The following is a 12563-nucleotide window of genomic DNA, read 5'->3' on the forward strand; positions in this document are numbered from 1 at the left end:
GCAAGTAACTCAAACTTTATGGAGGGCTAATAAAGGAGCTGTTTAGAAAAGTTTTACTCTAATAGCAAAACAGAGTTTTCATGTGATAAAATCCGCCAAATTTCACGAAATTGATAGCAAGCTATCACATACATTGCAGGGATGCAGTAATAAGAGAACCCGTTATGAAGTTTCCCGGTCAGCGCAAATCCAAACATTACTTCCCTGTTACAACAAGAGATCCGCTATTAAAGCAGCTCAATCATCAGGTAAATACCGTTAGAACTTACATATGTGGTATCGACCAAACCTTGGTTGATATTGAAGCAAAAGTAGGTGATGAGTTAATTCAGCGTTATGGATTACCTAAAGGGAACTCTACGCTGATTGACGATGAAAAAGCGGAGCGTTTGTACCAAGAGCTTAAGGCTCAAGATTTGATCAGTGATGAGTTTGCTGGTGGAACCATCGGTAATACGGTTCATAACTATTCCATCTTAGCTGATGACCGTTCAGTGTTGTTCGGTGTGATGAGTAAGAACATTGAAGTGGGCAGTTACTCTTACCGTTATCTATGCAATACCTCTTCGAAAGTTGATCTTAATTTTCTGCAACCTGTAGAAGGTTCAATGGGCAGATGCTTTACCTTGATTTCAGATTGTGGTGAGCGAACATTTGCCATCAGTAAAGGGGTGATGGATAAACTTAGCCCTGAATACATCAATAAAGAAATGATCCAAAATAGTTCTGCGCTTGTTTTGACGGCTTACCTGATGAGAGCCAGTAAAGAAGACAGAATGACGGAATCTGCAATGGCAGCAATTGAATACGCTAAAGCAGCAGATGTGCCTGTGGTATTGACTCTGGGAACTAAGTTTTTAATTGCTGAAGATCCGAAGTGGTGGCAAGACTTTATTAAAGAGCATGTCACTATTTTGGCAATGAACGAAGATGAAGGTGAAGCATTAACAGGTCACGCCGATCCATTATTGGCTAGCGAAGCGGCTCTGGAATGGTGCGATATGGTACTCACTACCGCAGGACCAGTAGGGCTTTACACTGGTGGTTATACTGAAGAATCACAAAAACGAGAAACTCGCCACACACTATTACCCGGTGCGATTCCAGAGTTCAATCGTTATGAGTTTTCTCGTCCTAAGCGTAAACAAGACTGTGAAACACCAATAAAAGTATTTGCACATATTTCACCATACATGGGTGGGCCAGAGAAGATTCGTAATACCAATGGTGCGGGTGATGGTGCATTGGCCGCATTACTTCATGATCTTTCTGCAAACGTATATCACAGAGAGAATGTACCCGGTTCGAGTAAACACGACACAAGCGGTTTATGTTATTCCTCGTTCTCACAAATTTGTAAATATGCAAACCGTGTAGCGTTTGAAGTTTTGGCACAGCATAGCCCACGGTTATCGAGAGCGTTACCAGAGAGGGAAGACAGCTTAGAAGAGTCCTATTGGGAAAGATAACCAAACTCTAAACGTTTATATGCGCTCATTTTGGGCGCATTTTTATATCAATAAAAAACAAAATACAGTGTTAAGGAAGGATAACAATAAGCTAAACACAATCCCGTTGCTTACCATATATTTCATTTCAATATCATTGCCTAAGAAGTTTGCAGCTTGCTTATGGTTCATCACATTAAATGCAGGAAAAAGTACAACAGGAATTAATGCTGTAACAGCTATAGGCAAGGCATTCGTTGTCCATAACACTAATGTTAGGAGTGTTATTGAAGCCACGACAGTAGCCTGATGTTGAAGCCCTAATGAAGATAGAGAAAAGTAACAAATTAGAGATAACAAGGGTGCTGAAATTACGGCCCAAGGCTTTAGTTTCATTCCGATTAATATGATGTTCTAAGAAACACTAAAGTAAGATTGGTATATAAATGGAAGGTTCGCAAAAATAGTCACTGCTAAAAGTGACTATTTATTTGGCGCTAGTTTGAAATCCAACGGTACATGGCTCTTACATTTCCTTTAAACCAGTCATTATAGTTAGAAAAGTACTGATACTCTGGCAGCTTGATAGTTTCTGCTGCTTGATCTTCAGTCAACTCTTCCGTTTTTGCTTTTCGGGCTAATTTTAGTAATGTCGTAAAGTAGGATAATTGTCGTTTAATTGCGTTTTTGGTACCTGGTTTCCCGTGGCAGAAACTAATTGTATCAACATTTAATTTCAAAACATTCCGTTGCATTTTAAGCATTTCGTCAATGTTTATTCCCGGTAAATCTGTCCAGCCAACTACATCATTATTTGCAAAATCACAAACGTAAGCAAAACGAAGTTCTTTTACTTCTGGAACAAGAATACTTGATGTGTGAGCATCACCTAGGTAATGAAAATTTATGGTTCGATTACCAAATGTTATGGTTTTTCCTTCATCCGAAATAGTTTCTGTAGGCAGATCAACATATGGAACAACGTTGTGTTCAAAGTAGGTTTTAACGTTTTGATGGGCAATGATTGGAACATTCTTACCAAAGATATACCGCAAAACTCTGGCGCCAGCTATGTGATCAGTATGAAGGTGAGAGTAGACGATTGCTAATAAAGGCTTTCCGGGGGCAAGCTGCTTAATCTTTTTGGCATAGATGCGTGCAGCACTATCAGATAGTGGATCAAAAGCGACAACACCTTTGGAAGTGATTAGAAAGTTTGTAAAGTATGATTCCTCATGATTTTTAAACTCAAGCGTATAAGCACCATCACCAGTTTTAATCGTTTTCACGAAGCTTAGAGGGTTGTATGTGACTCCTCTATCATTGAATGGCAGCTGTGTGTTTGCCGAAGATAGTTCACAAATGAGAGCTAAAAATAAAAGTGGTATATATTTCATGATATGAAAAATGTGTAGGGAGGAGCGAGGAATTTTACGATCAATAATTAGAAAGGAAAAGAGTTTCCTCTGAGTGAAAACTAATTTTCACTCAGAGGTAGGTATGGCATGCTCATGAGCATCAAGAATTTACTTGCTCGGTTAAATTACTTTTAAGCTCACCAGCTTTAGGGTCATTGAAAATTTTCTCATCAAATTCACCTTCAGATTTAGCAACAATAAGAGTCACTACACTATCGCCAGTAACATTAACCGCTGTTCTAACCATATCTAGCAAGCGATCAACACCGATGATCAGCGCGATGCCTTCAACTGGAAGACCGACTTGATTTAGTACCATTGCTAGCATGATCAAACCAACACCGGGAACGCCAGCAGTACCGATAGAAGCTAGTGTGGCCGTCACAATAACCATAGCGTAATCACTAATGGTTAAGTCAATGCCAAATACTTGGGCGATAAATACTGTGGCAACACCTTGCATAATGGCCGTACCGTCCATATTGATGGTTGCACCAAGAGGTAAGGTGAAAGAAGCAATTTTGTTGCTGGCACCCATGCGGTGCTCAGCCGTTTCAACTGTCACCGGTAATGTGGCATTAGAACTCGCAGTACTAAATGCAAACAAGTGAACATGGCGCATCTTTCTCAAAAATGAGATTGGGTTTAGCCCTGAAAGTAGCTTTAATAGAACAGGATAAACAACTAAGCCGTGTATTAACAACGCACCCAAAACAACAAAGAAATATTTCAATACCGAAATGAATGCTCCACCTTCTACAGTTAAAGCCAGTTTAGCAATCAGAGCAAAGATACCGTATGGCGCTAACTGCATAACTAGAGTTACTACTTTCATAATGACTTCATTAAAGTCTTCAAATAGAGCAGCCACTCGTTTGCCGCGTTCTCCTAGGTGAGAAATAGCAAAACCAAATACCACAGCAAAAATGATGATTTGTAGCATCTTGCCTTCGGCCATGGCTTCAATTGGGTTAGTAGGTACCATATTAATAAATACTTGGCTCAAACTAGGTGCTTCTTTCGCTGTGTAACTCATTTGAGTACTTGCCATAGAAGCGTCACCCGGGTGAATCACTACAGCAGCAAGGATTGCTAATGAAATAGCGATAGCGGTTGTGCTCAAGTAAAATGCAATGGTTTTACCACCCAAACGTCCTAAACTGCTGGGGTCACTTAATGAGCAAGTACCGCACACCAAAGATACGAAGACCAGAGGTACAACAAGCATTTTCAGAGCGTTGATGAAAATAGTTCCAACAACATGAAGCACACCTTGGGTAATGTAATCGTGAACGAATTGACTATCTGGGAAAAGGTAGCGAATAGCGAAACCAAGCAATAAGCCTAACCCCATACCAATGAGAATTTTGGCTGTAAGTCCTAATTTATTTGTATTTTTCAAATCTCAGTCCCTTATTTTATTGTGAGTATTTTGCTGAGGCATTAGAAATAATGAAGGTGATGCTACCAAGAATCGGTATAAATTGAAATCTGTGTCATAAAATACTCAATTTCAGAGGTGGTATTTTTTGGTGAAAAATGTAACCTTAAGGAAAATAAAAAGCACGCTTCTGTTATGTCTATAATTGAAACGTTAAGAACTCAAACTGACAGGGAGTCTGGCAAATGCAGTCAGGTTACAAACTTATACTTACGTTGTTAAGTTCACTTCTTCTTTTTGCCTGTGGTGGCGGTGGTGATTTAAAAGAGAATCCTACCGACGGTGGTGGAACACCGACCCCAGTTAAGTCTATAAAATTGGGTATTTCCAATTCGACTATCGGTAAAGACACCCCAGCAACCCTAACTGCAACGGTTACCGATTCATCAAATAATGCAGTTGCGAACGAGCTAGTTACATTCTCACTTGATAACGACAAGCTTGGGACCTTTAGTGTTGAAAACAAAAAAGTTGTCACCAATGCAGAAGGTAAAGCCTTAATACAACTTGCTACAGGTAATATTCAAGGTGCAGGGATTGCCACTGCAAGCATTAGTGGTGATAAAAACGCGACTATTACTTTTACTATGATTGGTGATGGTGGAAGTGCTGGCGGGGCTGCTCAAGTCGATGTTGTTTTATTAGATAGTAATGACAACGTTATTCAAACAATTAACTCTCTTACAAGTGCCAAAGTTCGTGCGACAGTAACGGGCGTTAATAGACCTGTTATTGTTACCTTTTCTTCTTCTATTGGTGATTTACCAATTAAAACACAGGTAACTCAGCAAGTAGGTGATAAATGGGTAGCTTCAGTGCCTGTAAGTGCAACCGATACTCTAGGTGCAGGCACCGTTACTGCAAAATTAGAATCCAATGAACAGGGGAGCACTATTCTTGTTATTGGCGCGACTAACTTGAAAATGGGAAGCGGAACCCCATTTGTGAGTGGTACAGCTAGTGTGAGTGTTACAGAGCTCTCAGCTGGTGGAACCGCGAGTATTCAGGTCTCTATATTGGACAATGAAAATCAACTTTTTTTACAACCAATTGATGTAACCTTTCAATCTCGATGTTCTCAAATGTCTACTCCTCAAGCAGAGATTAGTTCACCTATTGCTTCAGTGAATGGTATTGCAACGTCTACATATTTAGCGAAAAACTGTATAGGTAATGATCAAATTACTGTGACGGCAAATGCTGGTGGGCAAAGCCTATCTGCAACTGGCACCTTAAGAGTGTTGCCTGCGAGTGCAGGAAGTATTGTATTTGAGTCAGTTTCCAGAGAGATTTTAAGACTTAAGGGAACAGGTGGAGAAGAAAATTCTACAGTTAAATTTAAAGTTAAAGATTCAAACAATAATCCTGTAGCTAATCAAAGAGTTAACTTTAGATTGAATACAAATCGTGGCGAGCTCAAGCTTTCTCCTGATTTCGCTTTTACAAATGCAGAAGGCATTGTACAAACAGTTGTTAATGCAGGTAATGCATCTACATCTGTTCGAGTTTTTGCTACCGTAGCTGATAGCTCACCAGAGATTTCAAGTCAATCAAGTAACCTAGTTGTTTCTACAGGCATACCTGATCAAGATAGTTTTTCAATTGCCGCTGAAGTGCTTAACGCAGAAGCACTGAATGTTCATGGAACCAAAGTTAAAGTGACATCAAGACTGGCTGATGCTTTTAATAACCCTGCTCCAGATGGCACAGCTGTGTACTTCACAACAGAAGGCGGTGTGATCGAACCGAGTTGTCAAACCACGAATGGAGAGTGTTCAGTGACTTGGACAAGTCAGTCTCCTATTCCAATAGGTACAGTGCTTGATGGGCAAAATGAAACCGATGGTGTGATAGTTGGTAGCGATGGTACGAGACGCTCACCTAAGGCACAGCTTCATTCAAGCAATGATGCATATAATGGCGGTAACTTTTACAAAGGAAAGTATGGTGGTCGCGTAACAATTACTGCTTCGGCTATTGGTGAAGAGTCCTTTGCGGATACAAATGGAAGTGGCTGGCTAGACTCAGAAGATGAGGCTCAAAGATTCTTGACACAAAGAAACGTAGCAGGGCTTTCTTTTGATTTATCTGATCCATATGGTGATTACAATGAAGATGGTCTATTTAATCCATCTCAAAACCCTGCTTCAGGCGAAGAAAGAGTTGGTGGTGAGCTGGAAGAGCTAATGAGCTTCCCTGGAAACCAAGACGGTGTGTTCAATCAAGCGGATGGAAAATATAACGGAGTGTTGTGTCGAGCCAACTCGAATGGAGTAGTTCCAAGCGTTTGTTCTACAAATAAATCGAACTATATTAGAAGAGATATCGTACTGGTTATGTCGGGTACAACAGCCTATGCAACGCCTGCTAATGAAATCATTATTAATGATAGAGACAATACGCCTAATGATGGAAATATTAGGATACTCAAAGAGGGCACCGCAACAGTAGCTTTCACAATCTCAGATGTAAATAATCAACAAATGCCAGCAGGTAGTAAAGTGAAATTTACTGCATCAGCAGGTAGTGTTGTGAGTAGTCAGGAAATTGAATGGCCTTCTAGTAATCATAATGGTGGGCGTGACTTTGTTGTTACCATTAAAGGTGAAGATGAAGCAAACAATGGTGTGTTAATTGTGTCAGTTGAAACACCAAATGGTACAACGACAGAAGTCGTTTCATTACCCATTATTATTGAAGCAATTTAACTGCGTTTTTATCCTAAAAAGGGCTCACATGAGCCCTTTATTTTTTCAATCGAAGCAAAATAAAATTTACTTACTCATTTCTTCAATCAATAAAGCAGAAATCTCTCCACCGACTTCTAATGTTTTTTCAGAAGCCGCAACACCACGACCAGAGCTGTCAGTAAATGGTGCTATCTCCATCATATCAGCACCCGTCACAGGATAGACTTTGGCAAGCTCTTTAATGATCAATAATGCTTCTTCTGGGAATAGTCCATCTGGCTCAGGCGTGCCTGTAGCAGACGCAAACTCATCATCAATGGCATCAATATCAAAGCTCACGTATAGCTCATCAATATTTTGTTCTTTCAAATGAGTAAGAATCGTTTCAATAATGGCTTCAGCGCCTTGCTCGCGAACCTCGTGTGCCCAATGCTGTTTTACACCGAATGTACCTTCCCAATGGGACTTAGGCTTACCACTTGAGCGAATACCAATTTGAACGAGATGAGAATTATCGTGAAGATCATCCAGAATGTGAGTACACCATGAGCCAAAACACAAATCGATACCTAAACGCTCAACTAATAAATCAGTGTGAGCATCGAAATGAATGATTGCAGCTCGTTTGCCTTGTTTCTTCTTAGCTTGTAAATACGCTTTTGTTAACGGATAGCTATTTGAGTGATCACCGCCGATACCAAAAATACCTTTTTCAGGGAACTCAGCGTAGAAATCATGTAATACGTTTTCAGTGATGCTCAATGGGCTGATTGGGTATTCAGATTGTTCATCTTGGTATAACGCTTTTCGACAATTCGAAATCGTCGGGTCATTTAAATATTTGTCATGAAGCAAATGTGGAATAACACGGACATCACCCATATCAAAATGAGATAATTCAGAATGATTTTTTAGAAGGGTGTTTCTAACAAATAAAGGTCCCCAGTTCGCACCACGAAGAATACCGCCACCACAATCAGAAGCGATGCCTAGCATAACAGCCTTAGAATTCGATTCTGGCAATGTTGAGAGGATTTGCTTCCACTGCGATTCAATATCAGAGTTTTCACCGTACAGAGCTTTATGGAGCACTTCTTTACGTTCTTTAGCTGTGTTTACTGTAAACACGCCATTACCGGCAGGACATAAACAGTGCTCAAGTTTTTGTTGTAGTTTTTTCCAGCTATCGCTCATTTTACACCTATTATCAACAATCATTTTGTGCGGCATTATATCAATCCATAATAGGTTTTTCTCTTTTTGGTTTTTTGATTATGACTTTTAATCGCCACAGCTGTTTAAATCTCATGTTTTAACGCTACAAATTATTATTACTAGCGGTGCGAATTCTCACTCAACAGTGAAAAATATACAGCTTCAAATTTACCGCTATTTGTTTTGAGCATTTGTCATTCAGGAAAAATTAGGATATTAATGAAAAAAGAAACGGAATTAAGCTACCGTTCAAACACTGTTCGATTGTTTTTACAAAAAAACAACAATCGAATAAAAATTGAGTTGGCAACCGACATATATATGGAATCTGCTTGAAACTGATGGCATAACCCTCTATATATGAAGCCAATTTTATCTTCACCTGCATTTTTGGCGTAAATCATACTATGGGCAAATCGCTAGTTATTGTCGAATCACCGGCTAAAGCCAAGACGATTAATAAATATCTTGGTAAAGACTTTGTGGTCAAATCCAGTGTGGGTCATATTCGTGATCTGCCGACTTCTTCATCTTCTAAAACAACTGCTGCAACTAAAACCGCCGCAGAAGTTCGAAAGATGTCCCCAGAAGAAAAAGCCAAATATAAAAAGCAAAAAGATAAAAAAGCGCTTGTAGCTAGAATGGGTGTTGACCCTGAAAATGGCTGGAAAGCGAATTATCAAATCCTCCAAGGTAAAGAAAAAGTTGTCAATGAATTACAAACCCTAGCTGCCAAAGCTGATCGCGTTTATCTCGCAACGGATTTGGATAGAGAGGGGGAAGCTATTGCATGGCATTTGCAGCAAATCATTGGTGGCGATGAATCTCGATACCAACGTGTTGTCTTTAATGAAATCACAAAGACTGCAATTCAAGATGCGTTCAGTAAACCGTCCGAGCTTGATACCAATATGGTGAATGCTCAGCAAGCACGCCGTTTTCTTGACCGTGTGGTTGGCTTTATGGTGTCGCCACTACTTTGGAAAAAAGTAGCAAGAGGCTTATCTGCAGGTCGCGTTCAGTCAGTTGCTGTACGTCTTGTGGTAGACAGAGAAACCGAAATCAAAGCCTTTGTTCCAGAAGAATACTGGGATGTCTTTGCACAGCTTAATACAGCTGGTGGAGAAACCTTTAAACTGGAAGTTTCTAAACACCTTGGCGAAGCCTTTAAGCCTAAGAATGAAGTTCAAGCACAAGTTGCTGTCAATGCTGTTCAAGGCGCCGCTAATATTTCAGTGAATGCTCGTGATGTAAAAGGTACTCAAAGTAAACCGTCAGCGCCTTATATCACTTCAACTTTACAGCAAGCCGCAAGTACTCGCTTAGGCTTTGGTGTAAAGAAAACTATGATGATGGCTCAGCGTTTATACGAGGCTGGTCACATTACCTATATGCGTACTGACTCTACCAATTTAAGTAAAGAAGCGGTAGACGGTGTGCGTGACATGATTGCTAAAGAATATGGCGATGCTTATTTACCGGCGCAGCCAATTCGTTATGGTAGCAAGCAAGGCGCACAAGAAGCTCACGAAGCGATTCGTCCATCAAATGTCTCTGTTGAAGCTGCATTTCTAAATGACATGGAGCGGGACGCTCAGCGCCTTTATGAGCTAATTTGGCGTCAATTTGTTGCTTGTCAGATGACTAATGCTCAATACGATGCGACCAAGATTAAAGTTCAAGCGGGTGATTACGAGTTAAAAGCCACTGGACGCACATTAAAGTTTGATGGTTGGACACGAGTTCAACCTACTCTTAAAAAGAAAAATGAAGAAGTAAACGATTTGCCAATGTTGGCTGTTGGTGATGTGCTTTCTCTTAAAAGTATCGAGCCAAACCAGCACTTCACTAAACCACCTGCACGTTTCAGTGAAGCATCGTTAGTTAAAGAATTAGAAAAGCGTGGCATTGGCCGCCCGTCAACCTACGCAACGATCATTTCAACCATTCAAGATCGTGGCTATGTGAAGGTTGAAAACCGCCGTTTTTATGCCGAAAAGATGGGTGAGATTGTTAGTGAACGATTGCTAGGCAGCTTCCCTGAGCTAATGAGTTATGACTTCACCGCAGGTATGGAGCAAACGTTAGATGACGTGGCTCATGGTGAATTAGAGTGGAAATCTGTTTTAGACGGTTTTTATAAAGATTTCACAGGCAAAATTGAAGACGCTGAAAAAGAACCAGAAGAAGGTGGCATGAAGCCCAATCATATGGTTCTTACCGATATCGAGTGTCCGACTTGTCAACGTCCAATGGGTATTCGTACCGGAACGACGGGCGTGTTCTTGGGCTGCTCTGGTTATGCGCTACCACCAAAAGAGCGCTGCAAGACTACAATGAACCTGACGCCGGGTGAAGAAGCCATTAGCAATAACGATGAAACCGCTGAAGTTGAAGCGTTACGTGCGATGCATCGTTGCAAGCTTTGTGGCACAGCGATGGATAGTTATCTTATTGATGAAGGTCGCAAGTTACATGTTTGTGGGCAAAATCCAACCTGTGAAGGCCATGCGGTAGAAAAAGGCGAGTTTAAGCTTAAAGGCTATGACGGCCCAATTATTGAGTGTGATCGCTGCGGTCAGGATATGGAACTGAAAAACGGTCGTTTTGGTAAGTATTTTGGCTGTACATCAGAATCTTGTAAAAATACGCGTAAGCTTCTTAAAAATGGTGAAGTTGCACCACCTAAAGAAGATCCAATTCAAATGCCGCATTTGCCTTGTACTAAGTCCGATGCTCACTTTGTATTACGTGATGGTGCAGCAGGAATTTTCTTAGCGGCAAGTAACTTCCCTCGTTCACGAGAAACGCGTGCACCACTAATCTCTGAGTTGGTAGAAATTAAAGAGCAGATTTGGCCTAAATACAGTTTCCTTGCTGATGCACCTGTGCAAGATGACTTAGGTAACAAGACGGTTGTTAAATTCAGTCGTAAGACTAAAGAGCAATACGTAGTCGGTGAACGTGAAGATGGCAAAGCCAGCGGCTTTATCGCCAAGTATATTGATGGAAGTTGGCAGGTAGAAGCCAAAGCGAAAGTACCAAAAAAATAAAAAAGGCTGAGCTAAAAACCAGCTAAAAGAGGTCATGACGCACGTTCAAGTAAGCCTATTTATAGTAAGAGTTGTCGCTCCTGCGAAAGCAGGAGCCCAGCGACTTTAGCTTTTCCCAATCAAGAGTCAAGGGTCTGGATACCTGCTTTCGCGAGTATGACGTTGACGGCTTAAACGATAGGCATAAGTTAAAAAATTGCTTTTCTTACGAGAGTTAAGCAGGCCTTAGTTTTACTGCAGTGCCAAATACCATAAGTTCAATAGAGCCGTCCATTACGGAGCTTGTAGTAAAACGAATTCCTATAACCGCATCAGCTCCTTTTTGTTGAGCTTGTTCAACCAAACGCTCTACTGCAATGTTTCGAGCTTCAGTTAACATTTCAGTGTAACCGCGGATTTCGCCACCTACGAGCGACTTAAGCCCTGCCATAATGTCTCTGCCAATATGTTTGGTTTGAACTACATTTCCGGTAATAACTGAAAGTACCTCCGTAACTTCATGGTTCGGGACGGTTTCCGCAGTAGTGTATATCATCATATTTCCTTTTTTTGTTTTTTAAGTTGTTGTGGTGGTTATCGTAGCTCCGGTTGTTGAAGCCACAAGAACAGCCGCTGCCTGTCCACGAGCGTACGCAAAAACTCGATTATCTTCAAAATGGACATTGGTAATGCTTGATGATTTTAGTTTGGTTTTCCAGAGTATCTTAACATTACTTATTTGAACACAAACCACATGATTTCCAATCCATAGAAATAATCGTTCCATGAGTTGTGTACCCTTATGATTTTGATTTTCCGATATTTATTAGATGATCAGATTGTTCTTCAGTTAGTGGGTAAATGCTATCGACGTAACATTTTAGGCTCATATCTTCGACTGGTTTGATAGTGTCTCCCATTTTATCGAAAACAAGATCAGTAAACTGTTGAATTTTGATGCTATTGGCAAAGTCTAAACCTTGGCAATTACTTCTAAATTTGATTAGGTAATCTTTGTTTAGCGAGACGGTTAAGATGAGATATCGCTCAGTAAGCTCTTTCCAGCCCGAATATCTAAAACTGCGTATTTTAGTAATATCACTGATATTTTGCTGCTTAACATAGTCAGCATAGGCTGCATTTTTCTCTGAATCAGGTACACGGTTTGCAGTTGCACAACCGACTAACAACATAGCAGTGAATGAAGCAATGAGTAGATTTCTCATGACAGTCTCCTAGTTACATTCTTAACAATGTATATTTTAGACCAGATAATGAGAAATAAGTTTCGGGTATTCAATAAGATGGCAGGTACAAGC

The 12563-nt window shown here is 40.5% G+C and carries 10 protein-coding genes; 3 read left to right on the forward strand and 7 right to left on the reverse strand.

Going from position 1 to position 12563, the window contains the following annotated elements:
• Nucleotides 1–164 precede the first annotated feature (164 nt).
• On the forward strand, nucleotides 165–1469 hold the full coding sequence (locus AC1EU0_RS18025; protein WP_480304018.1) for an inosine/guanosine kinase: 1305 nt from the start codon (nucleotides 165–167) through the stop codon (nucleotides 1467–1469).
• Nucleotides 1470–1511: 42 nt separating this feature from the next.
• On the opposite strand, the gene AC1EU0_RS18030 is transcribed toward AC1EU0_RS18025, so the two are convergent.
• From AC1EU0_RS18030 to AC1EU0_RS18040, 3 genes are all read right to left on the reverse strand, one after another.
• On the reverse strand, nucleotides 1512–1745 hold the full coding sequence (locus AC1EU0_RS18030) for a hypothetical protein (protein WP_480304020.1): 234 nt from the start codon (nucleotides 1743–1745) through the stop codon (nucleotides 1512–1514).
• 200 nt (nucleotides 1746–1945) lie between these two features.
• Nucleotides 1946–2737: an MBL fold metallo-hydrolase gene (locus AC1EU0_RS18035; protein ID WP_480304021.1), complete on the reverse strand. Its 792-nt coding sequence runs from the start codon at nucleotides 2735–2737 to the stop codon at nucleotides 1946–1948.
• 229 nt (nucleotides 2738–2966) lie between these two features.
• Complete coding sequence (locus AC1EU0_RS18040) at nucleotides 2967–4268, reverse strand: dicarboxylate/amino acid:cation symporter (protein ID WP_480304023.1); 1302 nt, start codon at nucleotides 4266–4268, stop codon at nucleotides 2967–2969.
• A 224-nt stretch (nucleotides 4269–4492) separates the two neighbouring features.
• Between AC1EU0_RS18040 and AC1EU0_RS18045 the strand changes: the two genes are divergently transcribed.
• Complete coding sequence (locus AC1EU0_RS18045) at nucleotides 4493–7015, forward strand: Ig-like domain-containing protein (protein ID WP_480304024.1); 2523 nt, start codon at nucleotides 4493–4495, stop codon at nucleotides 7013–7015.
• A gap of 66 nt (nucleotides 7016–7081) precedes the next feature.
• Here AC1EU0_RS18045 and AC1EU0_RS18050 read toward each other — a convergent pair whose 3' ends face one another.
• The gene (locus tag AC1EU0_RS18050) at nucleotides 7082–8191 is read right to left on the reverse strand and encodes an arginase family protein (RefSeq protein ID WP_480304026.1); all 1110 of its coding nucleotides are present in this window, start codon (nucleotides 8189–8191) and stop codon (nucleotides 7082–7084) included.
• A gap of 428 nt (nucleotides 8192–8619) precedes the next feature.
• On the opposite strand from AC1EU0_RS18050, the gene topA reads away from it, so the two are divergent.
• Nucleotides 8620–11265, forward strand: coding sequence for a type I DNA topoisomerase (gene topA, locus AC1EU0_RS18055; RefSeq protein WP_480304028.1), 2646 nt, complete (start codon nucleotides 8620–8622; stop codon nucleotides 11263–11265).
• A 214-nt stretch (nucleotides 11266–11479) separates the two neighbouring features.
• Here the strand turns inward: topA and AC1EU0_RS18060 are convergent, their stop codons facing one another.
• Genes AC1EU0_RS18060 through AC1EU0_RS18070 form a run of 3 tightly spaced genes read right to left on the reverse strand, consistent with a single transcriptional unit; the run spans nucleotide 11480 to nucleotide 12470 of the window.
• Nucleotides 11480–11800: a heavy metal-binding domain-containing protein gene (locus AC1EU0_RS18060; RefSeq protein ID WP_480304067.1), complete on the reverse strand. Its 321-nt coding sequence runs from the start codon at nucleotides 11798–11800 to the stop codon at nucleotides 11480–11482.
• A 21-nt stretch (nucleotides 11801–11821) separates the two neighbouring features.
• On the reverse strand, nucleotides 11822–12031 hold the full coding sequence (locus AC1EU0_RS18065) for a hypothetical protein (protein ID WP_480304030.1): 210 nt from the start codon (nucleotides 12029–12031) through the stop codon (nucleotides 11822–11824).
• Between the two features lie 13 nt (nucleotides 12032–12044).
• The gene (locus tag AC1EU0_RS18070) at nucleotides 12045–12470 is read right to left on the reverse strand and encodes a DUF6491 family protein (RefSeq protein ID WP_480304031.1); all 426 of its coding nucleotides are present in this window, start codon (nucleotides 12468–12470) and stop codon (nucleotides 12045–12047) included.
• Between the last annotated feature and the right edge of the window lie 93 nt (nucleotides 12471–12563).

Source organism: Parashewanella sp. 2210YD4-3 (assembly GCF_056591735.1).

Excerpts from the sequence above, each read along its gene's own strand:
- AC1EU0_RS18025 (WP_480304018.1), top strand. The coding sequence starts at position 165 with ATGAAGTTTCCCGGTCAGCGCAAATCCAAACATTACTTCCCTGTTACA.
- AC1EU0_RS18045 (WP_480304024.1), top strand. The coding sequence starts at position 4,493 with ATGCAGTCAGGTTACAAACTTATACTTACGTTGTTAAGTTCACTTCTT.
- AC1EU0_RS18050 (WP_480304026.1), bottom strand. The coding sequence starts at position 8,191 with ATGAGCGATAGCTGGAAAAAACTACAACAAAAACTTGAGCACTGTTTA.
- topA (WP_480304028.1), top strand. The coding sequence starts at position 8,620 with ATGGGCAAATCGCTAGTTATTGTCGAATCACCGGCTAAAGCCAAGACG.
- AC1EU0_RS18060 (WP_480304067.1), bottom strand. The coding sequence starts at position 11,800 with ATGATATACACTACTGCGGAAACCGTCCCGAACCATGAAGTTACGGAG.
- AC1EU0_RS18065 (WP_480304030.1), bottom strand. The coding sequence starts at position 12,031 with ATGGAACGATTATTTCTATGGATTGGAAATCATGTGGTTTGTGTTCAA.
- AC1EU0_RS18070 (WP_480304031.1), bottom strand. The coding sequence starts at position 12,470 with ATGAGAAATCTACTCATTGCTTCATTCACTGCTATGTTGTTAGTCGGT.